We start from the raw sequence: 26,428 nt of genomic DNA, 5'->3' as shown, positions 1-26,428 counted from the left end.
TATTATGCAAGTATATCCACTCGCTATCGCTTCTGCCAAGATTCGCCATCGTCGCTACCTCCCTAAATCACATACATTTGAAACCCATCTGAGTTATTTATGGTTTGATCCAGACCAGCTGACAACTTTTACCCAAAAATCATGCTTTTGGTCTGTGAGTAGTTGGAATCTTTTGACGCTGGATGAGCGTGATTTCCTGATTATGGAATGTGGTTCAATTCGGCAGAAGCTATCACGTTTGTTAATCAAACGGGAAAGTTATTTGCTATCGCCTACTAGTTCTATACGCGTACTAGCTTTGCCACGTACATTAGGTTTTCGCTTCAACTCTGTGGTTTTCTATCTGATCTTTGATTGCACAGATCAATTGATATTTGTGTTGAGTGAAATTACAAATACACCGTGGAATGAACGTCAAGTCTACATTCATGACTGCCGTGAGAGTGAGAATATACCCCAATATAAGTCTTATCAGACATACCAATTTGATTTTAAAAAAGAATTTCATGTTTCACCATTCATGCCGATGGCACTAGATTACCGCTGGCGGTTCAGTTTCTCCGATCGGTTGAACGTGATTCATATGCAACTGTTTGAAAAAGGTGTGTTGCAATTTGATGCTACCCTAACATTTTCCCTGCAGGCAATCACAGTTCCTTCACAGCAGTATCGTTATGCTGTGCAGAAAGTTCTTGAACCCTTCAGGATGGTCACTGGAATTTATCTAAATGCTTGGCGTTTATGGAAAAAGAAAATTCCGTTTTATCCGCATCCTAAAAAAGTAAAAGGAAAGACATGACTATGAAAACACTATTGATGGAAGAACATAATACACTGCCAATAGCACTACGTCATTTTCTGAAATTGCGTCATGGTCGGCTGATATTTAAAGGCGTCTGGAACGGTGTAGTCGGGGAAAACTATAGTGATTTACAGGCAGTGATACAGGTTCATGACGAGCGCCTTATCAATCTTATGTTTCGTAATGGTGTATTGGGAGCAGCAGAAGGGTTTATTCGTGGTTACTGGAGCAGTGAAGATCTAGTTAATGTCGTTTGTATTCTGGCACGTAATCGCGATGTGTTAGATCGAATGAATCAAAATGTAGTGGCCAAAGCCAGCCAATTTGTATTAAAAGCTTGGTATAAATCCCGTAAGAACTCGATTGATGGTAGTCGTCAGAATATTGCTGAGCATTATGACTTGAGCAATGATTTTTTTAAGCTGTTTCTGGATTCTAGCATGATGTATTCCAGCGCAGTATTTAAAGAACCAAATATGAGTTTAGAACAGGCTTCCGATTATAAAAAAGAACTGATTTGTCAGAAACTTAAGCTAAAACCGATGGATCATTTAGTCGAAATTGGCAGTGGTTGGGGTGGTTTTGCTATTTATGCTGCGCAGCAGTATGGCTGTAAGGTTACTACCATCACTATTTCCAAGGCACAGTATGATGAAGCCGTGGCTCGGGTCGCCGCAGCTGGACTGTCACACCGTATTATTGTCCAACTGAAGGATTATCGTTTGTTGGAAGGTAAATACGACAAATTGGTGTCAATTGAAATGATTGAAGCGGTAGGAGAGCAGTATTTACCCACCTATTTTCGTAAATGCCGTGAGCTGCTGAAACCGAATGGTCTAGCGCTGATTCAGGCGATCACCATTGAAGATGCACGCTATGTTAAAGCTCTGAATACAGTGGATTACATCAAGCGCTATATCTTCCCAGGCAGTTTTATTCCTTGTATCAGTGTCATGACACAAGTGGCTTCTGAGCAAAAATTGCGTCTTAAGCATTTAGAAGATATTGGCCAGAGTTATGCACAAACCTTACATTACTGGCGTCAACGATTTCTAGAACAGCGTGATCAAGTCATACAACTCGGCTTTGATGAGCAGTTTATCCGCATGTGGGATTTTTATCTGTGTTATTGCGAAGGTGGTTTCAGCGAAGGTGTGATCAGTGATGTACATCTACTGTTCGAAGCGAGTGCTTATTGAGCTGAGATAAAACAGGGGAACTGACATGCTACTGAATTTACTTGTGCTGAATATCTTTATCATGTTTTGTAGCTGGTTATTGGTCACTTATAACCGCAGAGCGGGTCTGGTGGATGTCGCTTGGAGTTTCAGTATTGCGCTAAATGTGATGATTGCAGCATGGGTTATGGGAACTGCTCCACTCATGGTGCGCATGTTTTTAGGAATCGCGAGTGGGATCTGGTTTTTACGCTTAACTTGGCATTTACTTCGTCGTTATGTCAATGAAACGCATGAAGACACTCGCTATGCCAATATGCGTCGGGCCATGGGAGGTTATCAGCATCTCGGTTTTCTGGCTTTTTTCATGTTTCAGGCTGGGTTGGTTGCACTTTTTTCCTACCCGATGTTAAAACTGCTGAGTATTCCGACGCAACAATGGAATGATTGGACCCCTTATACCGTATTGGTTGCAGCTATCATTATGGCATTGTCACTGATTGGAGAGAGTACTGCCGATCAGCAACTTTATCGTTTCAAACTGAATCCACAGAACAAGGGCAAAACTCTGAATCGAGGATTGTGGAAATATTCACGTCATCCGAATTATTTTTTTGAATGGCTACATTGGTTTGCCTATCCGATCCTCGGTTTAGCGGCAGGATTATACAGTTTATGGATCTATCCGCTACTGATGTGGCTGTTTCTATACTACATCACTGGAATTCCCTTTAGTGAACAACAGGCGTTGGCACATCGTGGTGACAACTATAAAGACTATCAACGACGAACTCCGATGTTTATTCCGTGGCCACCCAAAGAGTAGGTAAATACATGGACTTTATGATTCAACAATCTTTAAAATTGATTGAAAGTGGCAAATTGCCCGACCCAGTGATTCGAGCTGGCATTCGCAACTTAAGCAAAAAACGTCTGTTACAAGAAGGACGTTTTGATCCAGCATTGGCTACCCAACGCTATATGGATGTGCTGCAGATGCTGAAAAACAGCGAGATTGCCATCGAGACAGATAAAGCCAATGAGCAGCACTATGAACTGCCAACTGTATTCTTTCAGGCAGTGCTAGGCAAGCGCCTAAAATATAGCGCTAGTCTTTTTGAACATGCCGATAATACGCTAGATCAAGCGGAAGAAGCTGCTTTGGCCTGCTATTGCCAGCGAGCGCAACTGAAAGATGGGCAAGATATTTTGGAAATTGGCTGTGGTTGGGGATCTCTCAGTCTGTATATGGCCGAGCATTATCCAATGGCTCGTATTACGGTGGTATCAAATTCTTCAACCCAACGCCAGTATATTCAGGAACAGGCTCATCTGAAGAAATTGAATAACCTGACGGTGATCACCTGCGACGTCAATGTACTGCAACTGGAACCTGCTTCGTTTGACCGTGTGGTTTCAGTCGAAATGTTTGAACACGTACGTAACTATCAAAAACTATTTGAAAATATCAGTATTTGGCTCAAAGCGGATGGCTTGCTGTGGTGTCATATTTTCTGTCATCGTTTCCTGCATTACCCCTTTGAAGTAAAAAATGAATTTGACTGGATGTCGAGATATTTTTTTAGTGGTGGTTTAATGCCTGCAGCCTCAACTTTCCTACATTTTCAGCAACATTTGCAGTTAGAACAGCACTGGCAATGGGACGGCACCCAGTATGAACGCACCGCAAATGCTTGGTTGGTGAATATGGACCAAAGAAAGGCTGAGTTACAGCCCTTGTTTGAACAAACCTATGGCGCAGATGCTGCAATTTGGTGGCAGCGCTGGCGGATTTTCTTCATGGCTTGTGCGGAGCTGTTTGGTTATGACCATGGACGTGAGTGGGTGATCGGGCACTTTCTGTTTAAGAAAAAAGCCATATAATTGAACGATGCATCTGATGGGTCAGCGGGGAATATAGCAATGTTAAGGCTATTTAGGGACAAACGCGATCATCCTCTAGGCGAAGTGTTTAACCGCTACTACTGGCTGCAAATCGGTTTTATTGCCCTGTCTGTGGTGATCGGGATCGCCTGTAGTGCTTGGGTAATCAAGGGTTCCTTGCTCAGAACGGCGTTGGAACAGGAAATGTCACATTACTGGCAGCGGCTAGAACGTAATCCAGCCGCAGAACTACCTGATACTAAAAACCTGTATGGATACCGCTGGAATGATGTACCACCAGCCCAATTTCGACACATGCGGCTTGAGCAAGGGGTAAATCGACATTTTGTCGATGGCAAGGAACGCATGACTGTTTATGGTGATAAAGATGGACAGCATGTCCTGTTAGTATTTGGCGAAAGTAATGTCAATAAATTGGTTTGGTTGTTTGGTCTAGCACCGCTGATGGTCAGTCTATTTGTACTGTATAGTGTGCTATGGTGGTGGAACCGTCGTGCTCGGCGCTACTTTTCTCCGATTACCCGCCTAGCCAATGCACTGGAGCATATTGACTGGGAACATCAGAAAAATCAAACATCGCCGTTTCAGGATATTCGAACCGATTCCAATCTAGAAGCAGAATATCTTAAGCAGGCCTTAGAAAAATATCATCAAGTGTTAAGTGAGTTTATTCAGCGTGAACGTGAATTTACTGGAGATGTTAGCCATGAGCTGCGTACGCCTCTGACGATTTTAAAAGGTAATGTACAATTGTGTCAGGCCCGTTATGGTGACAACAAGTCATTTAGCCGCCTACATAACACCATTGATGACATGCAACTGCTGGTCGATACCTTGTTGGCTATTGCACGTAATACAACCAATACTTTAACTGCTGAACCGACCATGTTGTCACAGTTATTGGATGAACTCGTTCACGACTTAGATCGTGTTAGTCATAACAAAGGCATGCAGATTGATCTGCAAAAAATTCTAGATGAACAGCCACGTCAACTTTATCCATCTATGACCAAAATGGTGTTTGACAATATTCTGCGTAATGCACTGAATTATTCTCAAGGCACAGAAATTGATATCATTCTACAAAAAAATAAAGTGCTGATTGCCGACAATGGGGTCGGTATTCCGTTGCCGAATAACACCAAAGTTCAGGAACTGTCCTGCCAGCGGTTGCAACTGGAGATTAAAGGACATGGTATTGGTCTACAATTGGTACAGAAGCTATGCAAACAACTTAGTTGGCGGGTGGAACTATTTGACCGGCAGTATTATCTCACTACCCATCAGGATGTTGATCTTAAAATGACCACTGGGCTGATTGTAGTGGTGTATTTAAATTAAGACTCAGCTTTAAAAGACTAGGCTTCTAAAGCAATCTTTAAACCGATGCCAGATATGGTATGAATTAGTTTTTGTTGAAAGGGTTTATCAACCAACTTACGTAGATTATAGATATGGCTGCGTAAAGCATCGCTTTCTGGCTCCTCATCTCCCCAAAGTTCCATCATGATTTCCTGTTTGGTCAGGACTTTAGGTGAATGACGCATCAGCAGTTTCAGTAGCTTGAATTGAATTGGAGGTAATTCAATGATTTGTCCAGCTCGGGTCAGTTGCTGTCTGGTTGGATCTAAAATAAGATCATGAATTTGCAGGCGATTGTTAGATACTTCACCTAATGAACGTTTGATCAAGGCTTTGATCCGCATCACCAGCTCGTTAAAGTCAAAGGGCTTGACTAAGTAATCGTCTGTGCCCGAATGAAAACCTTTGAGTTTATCGTCAAGTGTATCCCGAGCCGTCAGCATCAGTACTGGCAGATCCAAGCCTGCTTCATTGCGTAGCCATTCACACAGTTCATAGCCTGAACCATCTGGCAAGTTAATATCTAAAAGTAAAATATGATACCGTTGCTGTTTGAGTAGCTGGCGGGCAGCATTCAGATTCCGAGCATGATCCACCACAAAGTCATGCTCTTCTAGAAACTCGCATAAGGTAGAAGCCAGTTCATAATGGTCTTCAACCATTAGAATAAAATGTTTGGACATAGCTTAAGGATACTAATTTAATAATTGCTGTTTCAATTTAGCATTAAATGGCTGAGGACCAAGCCATATATTAAAATATTGTTGAGCAAGCGGGTGTTGAAGCTGCCCTAAGATTTGCTGGTTTAGAGATAGGCTTAGTGCTTGTGTCGCATGTATATATTTTAATCGGTATAGATCACCTGTTTTGACTGGACGATATAAATCTGTGATTGGATTAAAGATAGTCACTATTTGAGAGTCTTTGACATTGCGTTTGAGCAGATGCGTGGCAGCACGTTTAAATGCCCACTCTGGAATATTTTGTGTATAAGAAAAATCCATCTGAATATTCTGGTCTTGCCATCGCTGGGCACAATTCTGAGCATAATAACTGGCAACGCCCACCTGTTTTTGACCTACCATCAGCGGTCCATGACCACATTTATTTAATGTTTGTGCCTGCGCCCATGAAGTGATGCTCCCGAGTATGAGCAGAGCAGTGCTTATTGCTAATTTTTGAAAGGTAATACCCATGAATAAGCACCTCCTACATAAGGTAAAGAACGGTATAGACCATTCGCAGGGTCCCAAAAGTCTTGTTGAAAAATAATCTTATTGTTTGCATCGAGCTTTATTTCACTAATGCCATAAGAATTCATGCTTCGAGTTATGCCGAACATCTTAAAGTCATAAGTCATATGCCAATGCACATAGGCAGAGTCCAAATGGTAAGATGCATTTATTAGTTTGACACTGACGTTACTGACCCGTTTGTTCATGCCTTGAAAATGCTCAATTAAATTTTTGCGCGATGAAAATTGAGTCAAGGTATCATTAATAAAAAGTTGATCGGCATACAGCGCTCCAGCGCTTTCAACAAATGCGGGTGTTCCTAATGTATTAAAGGCTGAAGTAAAGCGGTGACCAATATCCAATGCTTTTGCCTCATCCAGCTCAATACCTTGGATATTGGTTCTCGCTTTTGCATAATCGGATGAATAACTGGGAATACTTTTACATCCTGCTAACAATAGCAGCGGTAAAGACAAGGCTGCTACTATTATTGTTTTTACGTGTCTCATGATCACTGTCCGTATTAAGTTTATATTTATACTTTAGGCAGCATGCTGTGAACAGAATGTGAAAATAGATACTAAAGACAACTCATTGAATAAAATTATGGGAATCAAAGATTAAATTTTTCACTGAACTTCCGAGATGATTAGAAAGTACTTTCTTGAAAGGATGCAGCGATAAAAAATGAAGATACATACCTGAAATCAAACCAAGAGATGCACACTTCGTCATTGAGTTTAAAAAGGGCTATCTTTTTATTTGGGTGTAATTACTGTAATTGCATCTAAAATTGGATGTACATCTTGAGCGTGGAAAAAAGAACGACAACGAGCGAATGATCTAGAATTGATGTTTGATCTAATTCAAAGCATTTAAAGATGTGAATTAATTATAGTCACAATATGATATGTAGAAAGGGTTTTAAAATTAATGGTGGGTCGTCCGCGATTCGAACGCGGGACCAACGGATTAAAAGTCCGCTGCTCTACCAGCTGAGCTAACGACCCTGAGCGAGGTGTACGAAAGAGATTCGTTGAAGCTTTTAGAAAAGGGTTTTCTTAAAACATTCGACCTGAGCAGGTATGTAAAATTAGATTTTACAAAGAGATGGTGGGTCGTCCGCGATTCGAACGCGGGACCAACGGATTAAAAGTCCGCTGCTCTACCAGCTGAGCTAACGACCCATCAAGGAATCAAAATAAGTGGTGGGTCGTCCGCGATTCGAACGCGGGACCAACGGATTAAAAGTCCGCTGCTCTACCAGCTGAGCTAACGACCCACATATATTTAAGTTTTCACTTAAATACGCAGTGTAAAAAATATTTAACACTACTTTGTTTTGATGGAGCGTATTTTAGCAAGTTATTGATAGAGCGCAAGTGAAAATTAATAAAGTTTGCAACGTTCGGTTATAAATAACACAAATTTAGCCATTCCTCAGGAGAAATGGCTTGAATTTGACTTAGAAACGGTATTGGTATGCTTCAATATTGGCAATAATTTCAGCATTTACATCGCAATAAGCTGTTTTACTTGGTAGTAAGACCAATAAACGATCAGAGGTTTTACTTGGGTAGAATGCTTGTTCTTTCAATTTATTCTTCTGATATTTAAAGGTACCTGTCGTTTCAACAGCCTGTTGTATACGTAAAAAGACTGGAACAGCATAAGCAGGCAACTGTTTTTTAAACTCAGCCACCATTTGCTGCAAATCTTCATCGGTTAGGCACTCTCCCTCATGAAGGGTGATTGCAGCCATACCCGCACGGCCATTGGTATTTGGGATTTCAACACCATAAACCACGGCTTCAGTAATTTTAGGATATTCACTGACAATATTTTCAACTTCTGTAGTTGATACGTTTTCACCTTTCCAACGGAAAGTATCTCCTAAACGGTCGATAAATTGTGCATGACGGAAGCCAATATCTCGGACTAAATCACCAGTGATAAAATATGAATCTCCCTTTTGGAAGACATCTTTCATAATCACAGATTTATTTTTTTCAGGATCTGTATATCCATCAAAAGGCGAACGACTGGTAATTTTTCCAATCAATAGACCAACTTCGCCTTTTTTAACTTTACAACAATGACCATTTGAATCACGAACAGGTTCATTCTTGTCTTTATCAAATTGAACAATCGCGTAAGGCGTTGGAGAGAAACCAACCGTATTGTCAAAGTTAAAAATATTGCTAAAACCTACATTGCCTTCACTTGAAGCATATAGCTCTAAAATTTCTTTAATACCAAAACGTTGTTTGAATTTACCCCAAATATTAGGGCGCATACCATTACCAATCATTTTAGTAACACGATGAGCGCGGTCAAGTTCTGATGGTGGCGCATCTATAAGATAACGGCACAGTTCGCCGACATAACCAATTGCAGATGCATCGAATTTTTTAACATCAGACCAAAATGACGAAGTTGAAAATTTACGACGGATTGCAAGTGCTGAACCACCAGCAATCACGCCACACCAACACACCACCATGCCTGTCGCATGATAAAGTGGTAGGGTACAATACATGACATCGTCTTCACCAAGATTTAAGATATGACCATAAGTTCCATAAGCCAGTGTCCAGCGGCTATTGGTGAAGATGACAGCTTTAGGTAATCCCGTTGTTCCTGAGGTATAAATATAAAATAAACCATCTTTACCAGTTACGCTGTGGGTTGTAGATGGATTGAATTTAGGGAATGAGTCAATTTGTTCTGCAAGGTTGATAAAACCTTGTGGTGCAGTGCCAGGTTGTTTGAAGGTTTCTTGGTCAGCAAACCAATGAAAACGATCTTGTGTAATATTTAAGTCTTGACGAATTGCATCTACAGCAGCACGACATTCTTCGCCAACAATGATGGCAACAGGGTTGACTAAGTTGATGCTATGCGCCAACACTTTACCTGTTTGTGACGTATTAACTAATGCTGTGGTGACACCGATCTTGGCAAGTGCAATAACCGAAACAATCAGTTCAGGGCGATTTTCGATCATTACCGTGATCACATCGCCTTTTTTAATCCCTTTAGATAGATAAAAGTGAGCAATCTGGTTTGCCCAATTGTTTAACTCTTGATAACTGTAACGTTGATTTTCAAATAATAGAGCATCTCCATAGGGATTACGCTTGACAGCACGTTCAAAAGCTAAACCTAGACCAGTGGGTGTTTTTGGCGTTCTAATATATGCTTGTTTTAGACCAGTCAATATATTGGGAAGTTTACTTATTAACTGCGGTAAGCGTTCTGCTACATCAGCAAATCCGATGAGATCGGTCTGGGTTGTTTGACTCATATCAATCCTATTTATTTTTCGTAATCCGATACAATTTTTAGAGCATCATAAATGCAGTATTGTTATTTTCACATTTTGAGGTAAAGCAAAACATGGAAATAAAATAATCCAATTTACACGTGTCTTTTTAATGGTTTTGGTCTAGTGCAATCAACCTAATCTGACAAATGTATTTATAATTCTTTCAAAATAACAAAAAAACCTAGCCATCGAAATGACTAGGTTTTCTTTTCTCGCTATATTTTATGCAAATAATAGCCAGTTATTCTGCCGTTGGCGGCGTCGTTTTCTTTGGTGGACGTCCACGAGGGCGACGAGGGCGGGCAGGTTTTTCATCAGTTGAAACTTCTACTTCGTCATGTTTACTCGTTTTTTCCTTCGCTGTGGTGTCCAAAGCCAAAGATTGCTGAGTTTCTTCCTTTGCGTTTGGTGTTTCAGTTGCAACGGCTGGTTCAGCTTGAACTTCAATTGCTGCTTCAGTTTCCTGAACCTCAACAGGCACTATTTCAGCAGCTGCTTGAGTTGTTGTATCAACAACAGTTTCAGCCTGTACTTCAACAGGGGTATTTTCTGCTTGAGGTGCAGTGACTTCTACAGTCGTTTCCGCAGCTTTCACTTGAGTTTGGTTATTTTCAAGTTCAGCTTGATGCTCTTGCTTCGCTTGTACCGCTGCTTGTTTTGCTAAACGACGACGCTCACGTGGGTCATTTGCAACACGTTGATCATTCACAGCTTTCGGCGGTGTTAAATCAAGCATTTCAGCAGGCTGTGCTTCAGGCGCAGCTTTGTTAATGGCAACATCACGTGTGACAGGTTTCTTTTCTTGCTCTACTGGTGCTACGGCAACTGTTAAAGTTGCAGCATATTCTTCAGTGAACTTAAGCAGTGCACGGTTAAATGTTGGAATTAAACCAAATTGTTCGATAAGAACTGCACAATCATCACCGTAAACTGCACGGATCAAAGAACCCACAGTGTACTGATTTAACGTCGGTACTTGTGACGGGGTGATTTTAGGTGTTTCAGCTTTTGCTTGAGCAGCAGCACGCTGTTCACGACGCTTCTGACGTGGATCATTGCTCGCACGTTTCACAGGTATTTGAACAGGTGCAGTTTCAATGGCAACAGGTTCACTTTTAGCTTCAACAACAGGTGCAGCGACTTCAACGGGTTTATCCGTTATAGCTTCTGCTGGTGCATGTCTTTTCGTCTTCACAGGTGCTTTAGCTTGTTGTTGATTCAACGCTAAAATTTCACTCTGTGCTTGATCAACATTCACGACTAAAGCGGTTGTTAATGGCGCATGTTGCGGCGTATCAACGACTTCAACTTTAAGTTGTTTGTCCGATACAACTGCCTTATTCGGTTCAGCGACAGTATTGTTAGCGACTGGTTGCTGCTCATCGTTAAACACATTGTGATCACGATGGCGATTTGGTCGGTTTGGACGTTGATTGTTGTGACGATCACGACGAGGAACAGACTGTTCTGCATTTACTTCAGGTTGTTGATCGTGCTGTTGACGTTGTTTTTGCTGACGTCTTTGATCACGTTGTTCCTGACGCTGTTCTTGGCGTTGTTCTTGATGTGATGTTTGAACAACTTCTTCAATCATCTGATTTTGTTCAGGTGATTGTTCACGTGGTTCTTTGTGCTTATTACGCTTTTTATTATTGTTATTATTACGTTGAGCTTTTTCTTCTTTCTCCGCTGACTTCTCATATTCACGAGGTTCTTGTTTTTGAATAGAGCTTTGTGAAAGATAAGCATTGGTTTCAGGAACAATACGCGCTTCAATTGCAGTGCTTGTTGTATTCACTTGACCAAATTGACCACGGCTGACTGCACCACCATTCACCATTTGTTCAATTGCTGCTGCTGCATTGTTCGCAGAGCGTGATTGATCAACTGTTGTTGCTTGCTTTTGTACAAACAAGTTTTCTAACCAAGCACATGGGCTTGATGATGTTTGCGTAACTTGAGCTTGAACGGCTGCTGGTTTAGTGTGCTGTTGTTGGTTTTGTTGTTTTCTTTGAGGCTTGTTATTTTGAGCAGGAGCGCCAGCTGGTTGCGTTGGCTCTTCCTCTAAATGCCATTCAGAAGATTGGTAACCCAATTCTTTTTCACTTGAACGTGTCGCTTCTGTACGTTCATAGCTAGTCGGCGCAAAACCTTCAGGATTATACGAAATTTCGTAATGTGGTGTTTCTAAATGCGGATGTGGCAATACAGTCACACGTACATTTGAAGTTTGTTCTAAGTAAACAAGGCTGTGACGCTTTTCATTCAATAAGAATGCAGCGATTTCTACAGGCACTTCAACTTGAACTTCACCATGGCGTTCACGAAGTGCAATTTCTTCCACTTTACGCATGATTGAAAGTGATAAAGAACGTAAGTCACGTACCATACCTGTGCCATGACAGCGCGGGCAGACATAACCAGTTGCTTCTTCGAGTGACGGACGTAAGCGTTGACGACTCATTTCCATCAAGCCAAAGCGTGACAATTGCCCAAACTGGATACGTGCACGGTCACTTTGAGTTGATTCACGAAGTTTGGCTTCAACCATACGCTGATTGCGTTCTTTGGTCATGTCGATGAAGTCGATTACGACTAAACCACCGATATCACGTAAACGAAGTTGACGTGATATTTCTTCTGCAGCTTCCAAGTTAGTGCTTAAAGCTGTTTCTTCTACATCGTGACCACGCGTTGATTTTGCAGAGTTAATATCAATTGAAACTAACGCTTCAGTTTGGTCAATGACAATAGAACCACCAGAAGGAAGTTTTACTTCACGTTCATAAGCCGTTTGAATTTGGCTTTCGATACCAAAATGAGCAAAAAGTGGTTCATTTAATGTATAGGTTTTAAGCTTATCAACTTGATTCGGCATCACTGCTTTTACGAAGTTATATGCTTCGTTATACGCTTGTTCAGAATCAATTAAAATCTCAGTCACATCATCACGTAAATAATCACGGATAGCGCGAGTGACTACACCTGCTTCTTGATGTACAAGCATTGGTGATGGACCAGAACTCGCTGTATTTTGAATTTGAGCCCAAAGATCTAACAAATGTTGTAAATCGAGTTGTAATTCTTCTTGAGAACGACCAATACCAGCAGTACGAACAATAACGCTCATACCACGTGGGGTGTTCAAAGACGCCAACATTTCTTTCAATTCTTCACGAACTGAACCTGAAATCTGACGACTGATACCACCACCTTTTGGGTTGTTTGGCATTAAAACTAAATAGCGACCTGCTAAAGAAATATAAGTAGAAAGGGCTGCACCTTTATTGCCACGTTCTTCTTTTTCAACTTGAACTAAAAGTTCAGTGCCTTCAGTGATCAATTCACGGATATTTGAAGTTTGGCGAGGGTCAGCTTTGTAATAGGTATTGGCAATTTCACGCATCGACAAGAAACCTTGACGACCTGCTCCATATTCTACAAATACTGCTTCTAATGAAGGTTCAACACGCGTAACGTGACCTTTATAGATGTTGGCTTTCTTTTGCTCACGCGTACGATTTTCTAAGTCAAAGTCGTAAAGGCGGTGGCCAGTGATGAGTGCAACGCGAACTTCTTCGGCATGTGTTGCATTGATCAACATACGTTTCATGGGTGTAACACCTAGTAGTGATTCACACCAACAACTCGCTATCTTTAAGTGATGCGAACATCTAAAAGCTTGGATTAATACTCAAAATATGGATACATCTACATGTTTTGAATATCCACCAACCTGTCTTTCAAAAGGTTTGGATTTGATACCTGTTGATGTTGCAGTACTTCTTTAATCTTTGCACAATTAAAGTTTTGAGCTTTTCACTGGCACTTAAAGTGGTGCATTGGATGACTTATTTTGTTCGTCTTTCACTGTCATATTGCTCGAAGATCAACTCTACTCATGGGTAAGAGTGTCTTGATACGGAATGATCATCGTATCTTTACAAACTATGCAGTTCCAATGCCTCAAACACTTATGTCCTGAATAACACTCTAAAGCGACTTGTCTGGCGTGTATCAGTTTATGTTTAAAAACCAACGTCTCGGTTGGCGACATATATTTTTAAACAAACCGATTTCTGTACTTTAAGTACAATTAAACGCAACAGTTTGTCTTTTTGCCGATATAATAAAGCCTTCGGCGTCGGCATATTCTTTTGGGACCTTTCCGAGCTAGTGGTGAATTTTTACAATGTGTTTTGCTTTCCAAGTTTTTGAAAAGTGCAGCGTAAATTTCACTTACGGCGGTATCCGTGCGCTGACTATAGCAAACCTTGCATCATCTGCCTATGGGCTATACGCTTATTTTGTATGAAAAGCATAGTCTAAATGATCAGTTTTTAATCAAATTTCGTTTTTTATTGGATCACCTAACTGTATGAATTCTACGCAACAATGGCAAAGTGTAACTTGGTTTGAAGTCGATGAGCATCAAGAAGGACAACGTATCGATAACTTCTTATTTACACGTCTAAAAGGTGTGCCAAAAAGTCGCATTTATCGTTTGATTCGAGAAGGTCAAGTTCGTGTCAATAAAAAGCGCATTAAGGCTGAAACTAAATTGGCAATTGGTGATCAAATTCGTGTTGCTCCAATTCGTTTTGAGCAAAAAGATGAAAGCAGTGCACCAGTATCGGATAAAGTTGCACAAAGCCTATTGAGTCGTGTGGTCTATGAAGATGAAGGCTTAATGGTTGTGAATAAACCTTCAGGAATCGCTGTACATGGGGGCAGTGGTGTCGCGTATGGGCTGATTGAAGGTTTACGTGCTGCAACAGGTAAAAAATATCTAGAATTGGTTCACCGTATTGACCGTGATACTTCAGGTTTGGTGATGATCAGTAAAAAGCGTAGCGTTTTAAAAACACTCCAAGATTTACTACGTGAACATAAAATTCGTAAAACCTATGCTGCGATTGTCAAAGGACAGGTCAGTTTGGATGATCAATTGATTGACCAACCTTTATTGCGTTATGAGTTGGCCAATGGAGAACGACGAGTACGTGTGTCAAAAGAGGGTAAAGAATCGAAGACACAATGGAAAGTCGCTGAACGTTTCATGCATGCGACCTTGGTGTATGCATCACCGTTATCAGGTCGTACCCATCAAATCCGTGTACATGGTTTAAGTATTGGTCATCCGCTTGTTGGTGATGATAAATATGGTCATGAAACTGAGTATAGAGGGCCTAATCCACGTCGTTTGTGTTTACATGCCATGCGTTTAGATATTCCTGGTTATCAGACGATTGAAGCGCCTTTGCCTGAGGATATGCAGAGTTTGGTTGCGCAGTTGAGAGCGCAGAAGAAGGATTGAGTTTCGTTTTAACCTCTCCTTAACCCTCTCCTAAATAATGGATAGACAGTAATTTTTAAATCTTTTGGAAGTGACGTTTTGGGTGAGAATGTGACTCACTCAAAACCTCTCCCTAACGCTCTCCTAGAAGGAGAGGGAATGACAGAAGATAGTAATTTTTAAATCTCTCTTAAAAAGGAGAGGGATTTTATAGAGGAAATTCATGCATAAACCTGTAGAACTGATTATCTTTGACTGGGATGGAACATTATTTGACTCAGTTGGACAAATTGTAACGAGCCTACTCTATGCGGCTGAGCAGTTTGAACAACCATTAACACCTGAGGCAGCAAAAAGTATCATTGGATTGGGCTTGCCTGAAGTCGCACAAGTTTTATTCCCAAATGTGCCAGAGTTACATACCGACATTTTAAAATGTTATGGAGATCATTATGTTGAGCATTCAAAAGATGATCAGTGGTTTTCTGGTGTTGCCGATATGTTGTATGGTTTGAAAAATCAGAACATTAAGCTGGCTGTTGCAACAGGGAAAAGCCGTAGAGGTTTAGATCGTGTTTTAGCTCAAACCAACAGTCATGATTTATTTGAAATTACACGAGCCGCAAGTGAAACCAAGTCTAAGCCTAATCCGCTCATGCTTGAAGAGATACTTAACTTCACGGGTGTAAACGCCGAACGTGCAATGATGGTTGGTGATACATCTTATGATTTGGAAATGGCACAAAATATTGCCATGCCACGTGTCGGTGTAAGTTATGGTGTACACAGTGTGGATGTTTTACAGCGTTTTAATCCTTTAACCGTTGCCCATAATGTAAATACCCTACATCAATTTTTAAATACTCAGGTCAGTACCTCTGAGGTTGCTTAAACAGATTAGAGGCATATAAAAAATATGCCTCATTTACAACACCTATCTCAATCGCATAATGAGTTAAATAATAAGAATATACCTTATGAGCCGTTCGATTCGATTGCTAAATTTATTACAACTTTTACGTGAACAGCGTTATCCAATTACAGCACAACATTTGGCAGAGCACTTGGAAATCAGTGTGAGAAGTGTTTATCGGGATGTTGAAAGTTTGCGTGAGCAGGGTGTAAATATTGAAGGTAGTGCAGGACTGGGTTTTCAGCTTAAAGAAAATTTCTTATTGCCACCGATGAGTTTGAATGAGACTGAAGTCGAAGCTGTATATTTGGCTTTACAGTGGGTGAAATCAATACCAGACCAAGCTCTACAACATGCTTCGCATTCGGTATTGTCCAAACTGAAAGCGGTGATGCCACAGCAGAAACAAGCATTTTTAAACAATACTTATTTAAGATCGATTCATTCTTGGGTAGAAGTGGATCAAACTATTGTGCAGCAAGTTCGTATCGCGATTCGTATGCAATTTAAGCTAAAAATTGATTATGTAGATGAACAGCAACAAGTTTCTAAACGGCAATTGTGGCCGTTTGCACTGGGGTATTTTAACGACAAAATGTTAGTGGCCGCATGGTGTGAATTGCGTGAAGACTTTCGTAACTTTCGATTGGATCGGATTCAGAAAATAGATTTGACTGAGCAACATTACCCACAGTTCAAACGCCATCTTTATGAACAATGGTGTCAAAAAGAAAATTTAGCCAATACTACAATTGAAGTCAAACAAAACACTACTGACAAAAACTGACACAGCATCACTCTACACTCGATTTAGAACAAAACAACAGAGGGTAGGACAATGGCTTTAACTTTATATACAAATATGCAATCTCGTGGTCTAGTCGTAGATTGGCTAGCTTTAGATCTTGGAATTGAGCTAGAGCGTAAAGAAATCGCGTATGGCGCAGAGATGAAATCCGCTGAATTTTTAAAATTGAATCCTTTTGGTAAAGTTCCTGTTTTGGTGGATGATGATGTGGTTATTTATGAACTTGATGCCATTTGCGCATATTTGGCAGATAAGTTTTTTGAAAAAGGTTTAGCGCCAGCATTGAACGATCCAAAACGAGGTTTGTATTATCGTTGGCTATTTTTTGGTGCTGGGCCATTGGCTGCTGCCTCAGATAATCAATATTTAAAGGTTGAAGTGACACCAGAACAAAAAATGCATGTCGGTTATGGTGATTATGAGGATGTTTACAATGCCTTGATTCAAGGTTTGGAGCAGGCCAGCCCCTGTTTGTGTGGCGAACAGTTTACAGTAGCTGACATTAGTGTTGGCGCGATGATTATGTGGCAATTGAAAATGGATAAACTCCAACCACATCCAGCCATTGATCGTTATGTTGCTGCATTACAACAACGAGAAAGTTTACAAAAACATCAGGCAAGCTTTGTCTCATAATTGACTCTGAGCTTTGTATTTAAAAGGAAAGATAAGTTACTCAACCGAGTGGCTTATCTTTCGTTATTTCTTTCATTATTGGTTTAATTTTTCCGCTATTCAGGCTTTAAAATGATTTAAGTTTTTGGTATTCGAGCTTATTCTTAAATAAGTAATCTTTTAAGTCATAATAAAACTAGCAGCAACATTGATACAGATTGCTAAAATCGTGGTGTTAAAACCATAAGCTAAAAGAATATGTAAGATATTTAAAATTCGCATTGAGCGAGAAGTAATCGAGACATCAGCTGTTTGTGCAGAAGTTCCAATAACATAACTAAAGTAGATAAATTCAGGGTAAGTCGGTTTAGTGGTTTTGGGAAAATCCAAACCACCATCTTGATGTTTTGCAATAGCCAAGTAATAGTCATGCGCATAATGAATTGCAAACACGGTATGCATAAATAGCCATGCAAAAATAATCGTCAAAATTGAAAGTGCTAAATGCCCATATTTGACAACTGTAATGTTAGGTAAGTGACTCAGTTCGACAATAATCGCAATAAAACACATCACTAGAGTCATGACGACCAGTAGTAAAATAAACCATTTGCTCGCATCTTGTTGTTGAGCATGTTTTAAGATGTGAGCATGGTTGATCGTCCACAAAACTCGCATTGTCAGTACCAGATAAGTCAAAATTGAAATATTCCAACCCAGTAAAAGTCGGGTTGACCATGTCCAATCTGTGAATAAACCAAACACAACATATAAAATGGCAGTCAGTAGAAAAGTAATAAAAAAATAGGGGCGAGATACGAAACTAGAGCGGATTTGATGAAAGGTGTTGTGTATAGACATAAAATCCTCACCAGTTAATGACCTTATTGAATATCAAGAAATAGGTTTATGAATCAAATCTAAGTGATCGTGAAAATGAACAATCCTATCGCCTTATTTTTAGCATTTTAGGGATATTCATAAACCATTTTTTATTGCTTAAGTTTTGAATATATTTCTCAACTGAGTGCATTATTTTTTAAATGTTTTAAATCAATGATGCAGAGAAAAAGCAATATAACACTTAAATATTATAAGTATCATTGCGGTTCATATCTACACAGAAAACTTTATCCAATTGCTCAATAAATTTTTGTACTGCGACCGAAGTGAAATTTTTACGATAACTTACATAGAGATCAAAATAGGGGAGTTCCACATCTAAAGGACGAATCACCGTATTGCCCATGGTCAATGGGGCAATATAGGCAGGTAAAATAGTACAGCCTAAACCTAGACCAATTGAATTAATACTAAATAAGATATTGTCAACTTTTTGTACAATATTAAATTCAATGCCCTGTGCTTTGGCAAAATCTAAAATAATGTTGTGTAATGTACCTGACTGTTCTTCAGCTGGAATAACAAAGTCGATTCCGTTCAATGCTTTTACAGGGATTTTTTCATATTTTGCTAAGGGGTGTTCTTTTGGTAAAACAAAAAATAATGGTTCACGGAAAACAAATTTACTTTCAATTTCATTGTCTTGGAAGTTATGGCGAGTGAAGGAGATATCCAGTTCTCCTTTTTTGATTGCTCGCATTTGTTCAAGGTTATTTAGACTTAGTAATTCAATTTTAAGCTCAGGATTTTGTACACGTAAGTTAGGCAAGACATAGGGAAAAACTTTTATTTCAGCAACAGGGACAAAACCAATACGCAATAATTGTTGTTTGGCTTGAGAAACTTGCCTTGCCATAGCAACAGCTTTCTCAGCTTGGGCTAAAGTTAAACGAGCTTGTTCAAGAAATACAGCACCTTCTTCTGTGAGTTCGACTTTGCGCTTTGTACGATTTAAAAGCCTAACCCCGACATCTTCTTCAAGATCCTTGATTTGTTGGCTGAGAGAGGGTTGTGCAGTGTAAAGTTTCAAAGCAGCTTTACTAAAATTAAGTTCTTCTGCAACAGCAATGAAGTATCTAAGGTGTCGTAATTCCATATAACCTTTCCATAGAGTAATCCAAAAAATGTCTTACTGTAAATTCACTTGAGTATAATCTATAAACAGCAGTGCAGTGAAGATGATGTAATATTTAAAAATAAATTGCTAAATTTTAATGGTGGTTATTTTTATATTAAAAAATTGCGATAAATAATCTATAAAAAATATTAATCAAATAAGATGCTTTGAAGTTCACCTCAGTTGAGCGTTTGAGTCAATTGATTTGTCTGTGTTTGTGCATCATCTGAAAAAGATGATCCTGATTTTTTACGTTTTAAATGTAAAATTGGGAAGGGGTTTCCTTCAGCATCAAATTCAGAGCGAGCCACTTGTTCAAAACCATGCTTTTTATAAAAGTTCAAAGCATTTGGATTTTGTTCATTCACATCAACTTCATAAGCGCCTAAAGTCAATGCATACTGAATTAATTGCGAACCGATACCCTGATTGAAAAAAGCGGGATCAATAAAAAGCATTTCGATCTTGTGATAGGCAAGCCCCATAAAACCGACAATCTGCGCATTTCGTTCCACATGAAACAGCTGTACATGGTCAAAATAATGATGTTGGATAATCAATTCTTTGATTTGTACAATGTGTTGTTCATTGAGAAATGCATGTGTTGCACGCACAGAAGCTTCCCAAATTTTTAGTAATTCAGAATGAGATTTCGAATGAGTATTTAAAATATTGGTTAAAACAGGTTCCATATCAAATTCATTCAATTGTGAAAAGCAACAAAAAATAAAGAAAAATCACAGCTTATTTAGCTAATATGAATGAAGATCGGTATAAAAATCAAATCTATGTATTTGATTATAAAAAGTAGGACAATAAATGTCAGATTCCAACAAAATTGTCGTTTATGCAGCACTTTTGGGTAACTTGGCGATTGCTTGTGTGAAATTCATTGCAGCTTATATAACAAATAGTTCAGCAATGCTCAGTGAAGCTGTACATTCAGTTGTTGATACACTCAATGAAGTTCTATTGCTCTATGGATTGAAAAAGTCACAGCAACCTGCAAACCACAGACATCCTTTTGGTTATGGTCGTGAGCTCTATTTTTGGGCATTTATTGTGGCTTTGCTGGTTTTTGCATTAGGTGCTGTGGTGTCAATTTACCAAGGAATTCAACATATTCAGCAGCCTGAGGAGATGAAATCTCCATTGGTGAATTATGTGGTGCTCGGGTTCGCCATTTTATGTGAAGGAGCTTCATGGTTTGTTGCATTGAAGTCTTTTAAAAAGATGAAAGGTGATATGGGGTATTTTGAGGCATTTCGTCGTAGCAAAGACCCAACAACCTTTACGGTATTATTTGAAGATACGGCCGCTTTGATCGGTCTATTGATTGCGTTAATCGGTATTTTCTGTGCCCATCAATTCAACATGCCTGTATTGGACGGTGTTGCTTCTATTTTAATCGGTGTGGTTTTAGCAATTTCTGCTTTACTTTTGGCGAGAGAAACGAAAGGATTGTTGTTGGGCGAAACTGCTGATCCTCAATTGCGTCATAACATTCTAAAAGTCGCTCAAGACGACCCTGCAGTTTATTCTGCAAATGGTGTACTGACTGAGCAAATGGGGGCACATCAGGTGATTGCTTCTTTAAGTTTGGAATTTAAAGACAATCTTACTTCAGATGAAATTGAGACCTGCGTAAATCGGATTGAAACCAAAATTAGGAGCATTCATCCTGAAATCGTGGCATTATTTGTCAAACCACAAACCAAGTTAGTTTGGCTCGAAAGAATGAAAGGGCGTTTAGAGTAACCATGTCGAAGCAAACGGAAACTGCTGGTATTGAAGATAAGACAATATCAGATAAAGAAGTTCTACCAGAGAATATCAAACAATTACATTATCGTTTAGTGACCGAAAATTGTATGTCACATACTTGGTCTAAGCCATTTTTTAAGGTAATAGGTTCAAATCATCACAATGGTGAACGTTTTTTTAATGAAGTTCGTAAGCCAGAGGGACGTAACCATTGGGATCTACTGAAATGGTTAGGGACTCGAAAATCATCTACATGGAATGTAGATAGTCAAAAAGAATCAGCAGAATTTTATGCAACTAAACGAATGCTTCCACAAAATCGTCCTGACGCAGATCTAAATGATTGGCAGGTTTGGTTTGTGAGTCATGCTACTGTCTTGCTTCAGATTGGACCTTATAACTTTTTAACCGATCCTGTTTGGGCAGATTATGTCAGTCCGAAAAACGGGCGAGGGCCTAAACGTGTGATTCCCGCAGGGATTGCCTTAGAGCAACTACCACAAATCCATGCTGTTTTATTGAGCCATAATCACTATGATCATATGGATTTAGCTTCACTGCGTTGGTTATACAATAAATTTGCGATGCCAATTTATACAGGACTTGGAAATTCACATTATTTACCGAAAGAATTTCATGTCATCGAAATGGATTGGTGGCAGTCGGCACTCTATAAAGAGCTCAAAATCATTTACACACCTGCTCAACACGGTTCAGGTCGTGGCATACGTGATCAAAATGTTGCCTTGTGGGGCGGCTTCTCAGTGGTTTCACAGCATGGTCATTTCTTCTTTGCTGGAGATACAGGCTATGCACCGCATTTTAAAGAAATTCATAAACGTCTAGGCGCACCTCGTATTGCACTGCTACCCATCGGTGCTTATGAACCTCGTGCATTGATGAAGTATATGCATATGAACCCACAAGATGCGTTTCAAGCACATTTAGATCTACAGGCCAAACGCTCATTGGCAATTCATTATCGGACGTATCAGTTGACTGATGAAGATCGTGAGCAACCCGAGCATGATTTACATAAAGCCATGAAGCATTCTTCGAAAATGGTTAATCCATTTTATTGCATCAAAGAAGGACGTAAATTGGTGGTGTGATTTTAAATCAGTCATGAGAATGGCTATTTTAGACCCAATTTGAATGGTGTTTTATTCAAATTTGAGTTATTCAAATTTGGGGGGCTTGATGTTTTGAGACATGAGTTGGATTGCAACCACTGAAAGCCCGATCATGGCAAGATTCATTACAAAAGGGTTAAAGGAGGCTGTGAAATAAAGCGGATAAATTACAGCCACTACGATCGTTAAAGCAATCAGCCCTAGAATATTAAAGACATGTAGAATTTTGGAGTGTCTAAAAATTAGAAATAACAGACCAAAAATAATTTCGATGTAGCCTGAAACTTTAATTAAAAAGAGCATTGGTAATTCATCTATGCCTAAATATTGCCAGAATCGCTGTTCTTCAATGGTGTGATAGATAATTTTGGGAACTAAACCTTGATAAATCCACAAGATCGTTAAAACTACGTTAATTGTCAGTAAGGGGCGCTGTACCGATTTAAATATTTTCATGGATGACATTGTCCAAAAAATGCTTTTTATTCTGCACAGATGGGAGTAGGCAGCAGTGATTCGTTGTACCAAATAAACGGTATCGATTTAGCGCAACACGCCGATATAAGAAATCACGAATAAATTGGGGTATCACATAAGCGGTTTTGAGTATCGAATACGGAAATTTGATCTCTTGTATGACTTTCAAAAAAGCAGTTGATTCAGAATACAGCTGAGTATTTTTAATGACTAACATGGTGTCGAAATGATCGGTCGGCATTGCATAATATTTTAAAATTTCTTGCCCAAGTGCAGATTGCACAGAAGCCAATTTGAATCGTGCTTGCATATCATGTTGAATTAGAAATTTTGCCCAACCGTTGCAAAGTACACAAATTTCATCGAAGAGCACAATGTCATGTTGTTGAATAATCTTTTCAATATTGTATTGCATGATCACACCCTCACTCGGGGAGTTTTTTACAATTTAGCAGTTTAGTGGGCAAATAAAAACCACCCGAAGGTGGTTTTTATAGCAGGTTTATATTTTAAAGAAAGCTTGGTAAATCTTTGGCTGGATCTGTTGCACGCGCAGCTTGCGCATCGGCAACAGTCATTGCTAAAGCTTTTGCGACACCTTCACCATAAGCAGGATCACATGCATAACAATTACGAATATGACGGTACTTAATGAAATCCAAAGCATCACCCATCGCAGCAGCGGTATTGTTGAACAGCGCTTGCTTTTGTGAATCATTCATTAAGTTAAACAAAGCACGTGGTTGACTGAAATAGTCAGAATCATCCTCACGATAATCCCAAAAATCAGCATCACCCGTAATTTTTAAAGGAGGCTCTTTGTACTGTGGTTGTTCATGCCATTGACCAAAACTATTCGGCTCATAGTGTGGCAGGCTACCATAATTGTCATCGCTGCGACCTTGACCATCACGGTGATTTGAATGTACAGGGCAACGAGCAGCATTGACTGGGATCTGTTGATAATTTGCACCTAAGCGATAACGTTGTGCATCTGCATAGTTAAACAAACGTGCTTGCAACATACGGTCAGGTGAAACACTGATTCCAGGGACGAGATTGCTTGGAGCAAACGCAGATTGTTCAACATCTAAGAAGAAGTTTTCAGGATTTTTATTCAGTTCAAATTCACCCACTTCGATCAGTGGATAGTCACCATGTGGCCAAACTTTGGTTAAATCAAAAGGATGGTACGGTACTTTTTCTGCATCCGTTTCAGGCATGATTTGTACGTACATTTTCCACTTTGGAAAATCTTGACGTTCAATCGCTTCGTATAAATCACGTTGGTTGCTTTCACGATCATCGGCGATGACTTGAGCCGCTTCATCATTGGTTAAATTTTCAATGCCTTGTTGAGTACGGAAATGAAACTTCACCCAAAAACGTTCATTATTCGCATTAATAAAACTATAGGTATGGCTACTAAAACCATGCATATGACGATAGCTTTTTGGAATACCACGATCTGACATGACAATCGTCACTTGATGTAGTGCTTCAGGAAGTAGTGTCCAAAAATCCCAGTTATAAGTTGCGCTACGTAAGTTTGTTCGCGGGTCACGTTTTACCGCTTTATTGAGGTCTGGGAATTTGCGAGGGTCACGTAAGAAAAAGACAGGGGTGTTATTTCCAACCATATCCCAGTTGCCTTCTTCAGTATAAAACTTGAGGGCAAAACCACGGATATCTCGTTCAGCATCGGCAGCACCACGTTCGCCTGCAACTGTGGTAAAGCGTGCAAACATCGGGGTTTTTTTACCAATTTCACTAAAAATTTTAGCGCAGCTATATTGGGTAATATCATGTGTAACTGTAAAAGTACCAAATGCACCAGAACCTTTGGCATGCATACGGCGCTCAGGAATCACTTCTCGAACAAAGTTGGCAAGCTTTTCATTCAACCATAGATCTTGAGCGAGGAGAGGGCCGCGTGCACCTGCCGTCATACTGTTTTGGTTGTCTACTACAGGCGCACCAAAATCAGTTGTGAGGTGGGTGACGGGACACTTTTTAGTATCATCTTGGCTCATCTTAATTCTCCATTATTTTCATCAGGTATTGTGAGCAATATTTCATCCATTGATATGGATAACACGCTTCTTTTCACATGACATTGATTGTTTTGTTAATATTTTATAAGGTAATAATATGGCAATGACAGGTTGCTTTTCGTCGCCGTTTCACAATTTGAATATACAGATTCAAATTGTGATTTTTACAATATAACTGCCTTAAAAATATATGCCTACGCTATAAATGTATCGCTCAAATAATCATTTAGCAAACAAAATAAAAAGGTTAGTTTTATAGGTAAATTCGATTGAGTGGCTTTTAAATTGAACGGCTAAAACAGAGCGTAGTTTTAGAGATATTTTCGCTTAAAAAGTAGATGTGTATAAGAAATAATCTGTTTCAATTCTCGTATTTTTTTATGTGCGGATGCTAAGAGATTTATTCCTAGTTAGGGCAAGTTCAGTATTGAAGATGATCGTTGTTTATCACCCGTAATATTCAAAACCATCAGTTCAATCCGTTAAAAACTCACTATGAAGTAGATAGGTTAGATCAATAGATCATAACTTTGTAATAATTTCGAACGAGTACCAGTAGTTTTTTGGCGCCATTTGCATATCATTTGTCGTGATCCGATTTATTATTCGCTCATTAAAATTTCTAAAATACCTCTAAGCAATGCAAATACACAATATGAATACTGAGGTAATAGAAATGAATAAGGTTCAAAATCAAGTTGTACTGATTACAGGCGCTTCTTCTGGAATGGGGAAAGCTTTTACTCGAGCGTTGCTCAAGCAAGGGGCAATTGTATATTCAGTCGCACGCCGTGTTGAAGCCATGCATGATTTAGCTGAGCTTGGTGCACGTATCTTAAAAATGGATATCACCAACCAACAACAGGTAGATGAGGTGATTCAACATATTGAAAAAGAAACTGGCGGTATAGATATCCTTATAAACTGCGCAGGCTTTGGTTTATATGGCGCGATGGAGGATACTTCGATTGAAGATGCACGTTACCAATTTGAAGTGAATATCTTTGGTTTGGCGTATTTAACTCAGAAAGTCATTCCATCTATGCGCCAGAAAAGAAGTGGTCGTATTATTAATATTTCTTCGATGGGTGGAAAGATCTATACCCCAATGGGTAGTTGGTATCATGCCAGTAAACATGCTTTAGAAGGTTGGTCGGATTGCTTACGTTTAGAACTTAAACCATTTAATATTGATGTTGTATTGATTGAACCTGGTGCAATCGCAACAGAGTTTGCAGATGTGATGGTCAAGCCTTTAATTAAACGTTCAGGCTTTGGTGCCTATAGCAAAATGGCCAATGCTGTTGCCAATGCAACCCATGAGTCTGTACAAAAAGGCAACTTGTCGGATGTACAGGTCGTTGTCGATATGTTGATGAAAGCCGTACAAGCAGATCATCCAAAGACACGTTATGTGGGTGGAAAATATGCCAAATTGATGATTTTTGTTCGAAAATGGTTTGGCGATCGGATATTCGACAAAATGGTGATGTCTGTTGTCAAATAAGGCAAGTAAATAAAAATGTTGATTGGTATTA

General features: G+C 39.5%; 23 protein-coding genes and 3 tRNA genes. 12 read left to right on the top strand and 14 right to left on the bottom strand.

The annotated features are described in order from the left end of the window. Nucleotides 1-4 precede the first annotated feature (4 nt). The 5 genes from D7V20_RS04040 to D7V20_RS04020 are packed head-to-tail and all read left to right on the top strand — an operon-like array spanning nucleotide 5 to nucleotide 5,226. Complete coding sequence (locus tag D7V20_RS04040; RefSeq protein WP_120383050.1) at nucleotides 5-799, top strand: DUF1365 domain-containing protein; 795 nt, start codon at nucleotides 5-7, stop codon at nucleotides 797-799. Continuing rightward, nucleotides 796-2,001 carry an SAM-dependent methyltransferase gene (locus D7V20_RS04035; protein ID WP_120383049.1) on the top strand — a complete coding sequence of 402 codons (1,206 nt, stop codon included), beginning with the start codon at nucleotides 796-798 and terminating at the stop codon, nucleotides 1,999-2,001. Before D7V20_RS04040 ends, D7V20_RS04035 begins: the two co-directional genes overlap by 4 nt. A 25-nt stretch (nucleotides 2,002-2,026) precedes the next feature. Next, nucleotides 2,027-2,806 carry a DUF1295 domain-containing protein gene (locus D7V20_RS04030; RefSeq protein ID WP_120383048.1) on the top strand — a complete coding sequence of 260 codons (780 nt, stop codon included), beginning with the start codon at nucleotides 2,027-2,029 and terminating at the stop codon, nucleotides 2,804-2,806. Nucleotides 2,807-2,814: 8 nt separating this feature from the next. Next, nucleotides 2,815-3,864 (top strand): SAM-dependent methyltransferase, encoded by a 1,050-nt coding sequence (locus tag D7V20_RS04025; RefSeq protein WP_120383047.1) that lies wholly within the window; start codon nucleotides 2,815-2,817, stop codon nucleotides 3,862-3,864. Nucleotides 3,865-3,903: 39 nt separating this feature from the next. After that, a complete protein-coding gene (locus D7V20_RS04020) occupies nucleotides 3,904-5,226 on the top strand; it encodes a sensor histidine kinase (protein WP_120383046.1) in 1,323 nt (440 codons plus the stop codon). Nucleotides 5,227-5,243: 17 nt separating this feature from the next. Here the strand turns inward: D7V20_RS04020 and D7V20_RS04015 are convergent, their stop codons facing one another. The 8 genes from D7V20_RS04015 to D7V20_RS03980 form a co-directional block, all read right to left on the bottom strand. After that, nucleotides 5,244-5,930: a response regulator transcription factor gene (locus D7V20_RS04015; protein WP_120383045.1), complete on the bottom strand. Its 687-nt coding sequence runs from the start codon at nucleotides 5,928-5,930 to the stop codon at nucleotides 5,244-5,246. Nucleotides 5,931-5,942: 12 nt separating this feature from the next. Next, nucleotides 5,943-6,443 carry a chalcone isomerase family protein gene (locus D7V20_RS04010; protein WP_120383044.1) on the bottom strand — a complete coding sequence of 167 codons (501 nt, stop codon included), beginning with the start codon at nucleotides 6,441-6,443 and terminating at the stop codon, nucleotides 5,943-5,945. After that, nucleotides 6,419-6,991 (bottom strand): nuclear transport factor 2 family protein, encoded by a 573-nt coding sequence (locus D7V20_RS04005; protein ID WP_171407754.1) that lies wholly within the window; start codon nucleotides 6,989-6,991, stop codon nucleotides 6,419-6,421. Before D7V20_RS04005 ends, D7V20_RS04010 begins: the two co-directional genes overlap by 25 nt. Nucleotides 6,992-7,416: 425 nt before the next feature. After that, a tRNA-Lys gene (locus D7V20_RS04000) sits at nucleotides 7,417-7,492 on the bottom strand. A 101-nt stretch (nucleotides 7,493-7,593) separates the two neighbouring features. Continuing rightward, nucleotides 7,594-7,669 (bottom strand) — tRNA-Lys (locus D7V20_RS03995). A 19-nt stretch (nucleotides 7,670-7,688) separates the two neighbouring features. Beyond that, nucleotides 7,689-7,764 (bottom strand) — tRNA-Lys (locus D7V20_RS03990). A gap of 183 nt (nucleotides 7,765-7,947) precedes the next feature. Next, complete coding sequence (locus D7V20_RS03985; protein ID WP_120383043.1) at nucleotides 7,948-9,789, bottom strand: long-chain-acyl-CoA synthetase; 1,842 nt, start codon at nucleotides 9,787-9,789, stop codon at nucleotides 7,948-7,950. Nucleotides 9,790-10,051: 262 nt separating this feature from the next. Next, nucleotides 10,052-13,423 carry an Rne/Rng family ribonuclease gene (locus D7V20_RS03980; RefSeq protein WP_120383042.1) on the bottom strand — a complete coding sequence of 1,124 codons (3,372 nt, stop codon included), beginning with the start codon at nucleotides 13,421-13,423 and terminating at the stop codon, nucleotides 10,052-10,054. A gap of 765 nt (nucleotides 13,424-14,188) precedes the next feature. Between D7V20_RS03980 and D7V20_RS03970 the strand changes: the two genes are divergently transcribed. From D7V20_RS03970 to D7V20_RS03955, 4 genes are all read left to right on the top strand, one after another. Continuing rightward, the gene (locus D7V20_RS03970) at nucleotides 14,189-15,127 is read left to right on the top strand and encodes an RluA family pseudouridine synthase (RefSeq protein ID WP_120383041.1); all 939 of its coding nucleotides are present in this window, start codon (nucleotides 14,189-14,191) and stop codon (nucleotides 15,125-15,127) included. A 202-nt stretch (nucleotides 15,128-15,329) separates the two neighbouring features. Further along, nucleotides 15,330-15,998 carry an HAD-IA family hydrolase gene (locus D7V20_RS03965; RefSeq protein ID WP_120383040.1) on the top strand — a complete coding sequence of 223 codons (669 nt, stop codon included), beginning with the start codon at nucleotides 15,330-15,332 and terminating at the stop codon, nucleotides 15,996-15,998. Nucleotides 15,999-16,083: 85 nt separating this feature from the next. Beyond that, nucleotides 16,084-16,806, top strand: coding sequence for a helix-turn-helix transcriptional regulator (locus D7V20_RS03960; RefSeq protein ID WP_120383039.1), 723 nt, complete (start codon nucleotides 16,084-16,086; stop codon nucleotides 16,804-16,806). A 51-nt stretch (nucleotides 16,807-16,857) separates the two neighbouring features. Then, a complete protein-coding gene (locus D7V20_RS03955) occupies nucleotides 16,858-17,463 on the top strand; it encodes a glutathione S-transferase family protein (RefSeq protein WP_120383038.1) in 606 nt (201 codons plus the stop codon). A gap of 159 nt (nucleotides 17,464-17,622) precedes the next feature. On the opposite strand, the gene D7V20_RS03950 is transcribed toward D7V20_RS03955, so the two are convergent. From D7V20_RS03950 to D7V20_RS03940, 3 genes are all read right to left on the bottom strand, one after another. Next, nucleotides 17,623-18,303: a DUF1345 domain-containing protein gene (locus tag D7V20_RS03950; RefSeq protein ID WP_120383037.1), complete on the bottom strand. Its 681-nt coding sequence runs from the start codon at nucleotides 18,301-18,303 to the stop codon at nucleotides 17,623-17,625. 223 nt (nucleotides 18,304-18,526) lie between these two features. Then, on the bottom strand, nucleotides 18,527-19,441 hold the full coding sequence (gene hcaR / locus D7V20_RS03945; RefSeq protein ID WP_120383036.1) for a DNA-binding transcriptional regulator HcaR: 915 nt from the start codon (nucleotides 19,439-19,441) through the stop codon (nucleotides 18,527-18,529). 200 nt (nucleotides 19,442-19,641) lie between these two features. After that, nucleotides 19,642-20,154, bottom strand: a complete 513-nt coding sequence (locus D7V20_RS03940; RefSeq protein WP_235831592.1) for a GNAT family N-acetyltransferase — start codon at nucleotides 20,152-20,154, stop codon at nucleotides 19,642-19,644. 127 nt (nucleotides 20,155-20,281) lie between these two features. Here D7V20_RS03940 and D7V20_RS03935 point away from each other — a divergent pair, with 127 nt between their 5' ends. Both D7V20_RS03935 and D7V20_RS03930 read left to right on the top strand, forming a co-directional pair. Continuing rightward, nucleotides 20,282-21,220: a cation diffusion facilitator family transporter gene (locus D7V20_RS03935; RefSeq protein WP_120383035.1), complete on the top strand. Its 939-nt coding sequence runs from the start codon at nucleotides 20,282-20,284 to the stop codon at nucleotides 21,218-21,220. Between the two features lie 2 nt (nucleotides 21,221-21,222). Beyond that, a complete protein-coding gene (locus tag D7V20_RS03930) occupies nucleotides 21,223-22,338 on the top strand; it encodes an MBL fold metallo-hydrolase (RefSeq protein ID WP_120383034.1) in 1,116 nt (371 codons plus the stop codon). A 66-nt stretch (nucleotides 22,339-22,404) separates the two neighbouring features. Here the strand turns inward: D7V20_RS03930 and D7V20_RS03925 are convergent, their stop codons facing one another. The 3 genes from D7V20_RS03925 to D7V20_RS03915 all read right to left on the bottom strand — a co-directional run bounded on the left by D7V20_RS03925 (nucleotide 22,405) and on the right by D7V20_RS03915 (nucleotide 24,869). Further along, complete coding sequence (locus D7V20_RS03925; RefSeq protein ID WP_120383033.1) at nucleotides 22,405-22,815, bottom strand: DoxX-like family protein; 411 nt, start codon at nucleotides 22,813-22,815, stop codon at nucleotides 22,405-22,407. Next, a complete protein-coding gene (locus tag D7V20_RS03920) occupies nucleotides 22,802-23,251 on the bottom strand; it encodes a thiol-disulfide oxidoreductase DCC family protein (RefSeq protein ID WP_120383032.1) in 450 nt (149 codons plus the stop codon). Before D7V20_RS03920 ends, D7V20_RS03925 begins: the two co-directional genes overlap by 14 nt. 94 nt (nucleotides 23,252-23,345) lie before the next feature. Next, a complete protein-coding gene (locus tag D7V20_RS03915) occupies nucleotides 23,346-24,869 on the bottom strand; it encodes a catalase (protein WP_120383031.1) in 1,524 nt (507 codons plus the stop codon). Between the two features lie 697 nt (nucleotides 24,870-25,566). Between D7V20_RS03915 and D7V20_RS03910 the strand changes: the two genes are divergently transcribed. Then, nucleotides 25,567-26,397, top strand: a complete 831-nt coding sequence (locus tag D7V20_RS03910; RefSeq protein ID WP_120383030.1) for an oxidoreductase — start codon at nucleotides 25,567-25,569, stop codon at nucleotides 26,395-26,397. Nucleotides 26,398-26,428: the final 31 nt, after the last annotated feature.

Source organism: Acinetobacter rongchengensis (genome assembly GCF_003611475.1).
In the GTDB taxonomy this organism is placed as follows: domain Bacteria; phylum Pseudomonadota; class Gammaproteobacteria; order Pseudomonadales; family Moraxellaceae; genus Acinetobacter; species Acinetobacter rongchengensis.
This window is presented reverse-complemented; position numbering and strand designations above follow the sequence as displayed.

Excerpts from the sequence above, each read along its gene's own strand:
- D7V20_RS04040 (WP_120383050.1), top strand. The coding sequence starts at position 5 with ATGCAAGTATATCCACTCGCTATCGCTTCTGCCAAGATTCGCCATCGT.
- D7V20_RS04035 (WP_120383049.1), top strand. The coding sequence starts at position 796 with ATGACTATGAAAACACTATTGATGGAAGAACATAATACACTGCCAATA.
- D7V20_RS04030 (WP_120383048.1), top strand. The coding sequence starts at position 2,027 with ATGCTACTGAATTTACTTGTGCTGAATATCTTTATCATGTTTTGTAGC.
- D7V20_RS04025 (WP_120383047.1), top strand. The coding sequence starts at position 2,815 with ATGGACTTTATGATTCAACAATCTTTAAAATTGATTGAAAGTGGCAAA.
- D7V20_RS04020 (WP_120383046.1), top strand. The coding sequence starts at position 3,904 with ATGTTAAGGCTATTTAGGGACAAACGCGATCATCCTCTAGGCGAAGTG.
- D7V20_RS04015 (WP_120383045.1), bottom strand. The coding sequence starts at position 5,930 with ATGTCCAAACATTTTATTCTAATGGTTGAAGACCATTATGAACTGGCT.
- D7V20_RS04010 (WP_120383044.1), bottom strand. The coding sequence starts at position 6,443 with ATGGGTATTACCTTTCAAAAATTAGCAATAAGCACTGCTCTGCTCATA.
- D7V20_RS04005 (WP_171407754.1), bottom strand. The coding sequence starts at position 6,991 with ATGAGACACGTAAAAACAATAATAGTAGCAGCCTTGTCTTTACCGCTG.
- D7V20_RS03985 (WP_120383043.1), bottom strand. The coding sequence starts at position 9,789 with ATGAGTCAAACAACCCAGACCGATCTCATCGGATTTGCTGATGTAGCA.
- D7V20_RS03980 (WP_120383042.1), bottom strand. The coding sequence starts at position 13,423 with ATGAAACGTATGTTGATCAATGCAACACATGCCGAAGAAGTTCGCGTT.
- D7V20_RS03970 (WP_120383041.1), top strand. The coding sequence starts at position 14,189 with ATGAATTCTACGCAACAATGGCAAAGTGTAACTTGGTTTGAAGTCGAT.
- D7V20_RS03965 (WP_120383040.1), top strand. The coding sequence starts at position 15,330 with ATGCATAAACCTGTAGAACTGATTATCTTTGACTGGGATGGAACATTA.
- D7V20_RS03960 (WP_120383039.1), top strand. The coding sequence starts at position 16,084 with ATGAGCCGTTCGATTCGATTGCTAAATTTATTACAACTTTTACGTGAA.
- D7V20_RS03955 (WP_120383038.1), top strand. The coding sequence starts at position 16,858 with ATGGCTTTAACTTTATATACAAATATGCAATCTCGTGGTCTAGTCGTA.
- D7V20_RS03950 (WP_120383037.1), bottom strand. The coding sequence starts at position 18,303 with ATGTCTATACACAACACCTTTCATCAAATCCGCTCTAGTTTCGTATCT.
- hcaR (WP_120383036.1), bottom strand. The coding sequence starts at position 19,441 with ATGGAATTACGACACCTTAGATACTTCATTGCTGTTGCAGAAGAACTT.
- D7V20_RS03940 (WP_235831592.1), bottom strand. The coding sequence starts at position 20,154 with ATGGAACCTGTTTTAACCAATATTTTAAATACTCATTCGAAATCTCAT.
- D7V20_RS03935 (WP_120383035.1), top strand. The coding sequence starts at position 20,282 with ATGTCAGATTCCAACAAAATTGTCGTTTATGCAGCACTTTTGGGTAAC.
- D7V20_RS03930 (WP_120383034.1), top strand. The coding sequence starts at position 21,223 with ATGTCGAAGCAAACGGAAACTGCTGGTATTGAAGATAAGACAATATCA.
- D7V20_RS03925 (WP_120383033.1), bottom strand. The coding sequence starts at position 22,815 with ATGAAAATATTTAAATCGGTACAGCGCCCCTTACTGACAATTAACGTA.
- D7V20_RS03920 (WP_120383032.1), bottom strand. The coding sequence starts at position 23,251 with ATGCAATACAATATTGAAAAGATTATTCAACAACATGACATTGTGCTC.
- D7V20_RS03915 (WP_120383031.1), bottom strand. The coding sequence starts at position 24,869 with ATGAGCCAAGATGATACTAAAAAGTGTCCCGTCACCCACCTCACAACT.
- D7V20_RS03910 (WP_120383030.1), top strand. The coding sequence starts at position 25,567 with ATGAATAAGGTTCAAAATCAAGTTGTACTGATTACAGGCGCTTCTTCT.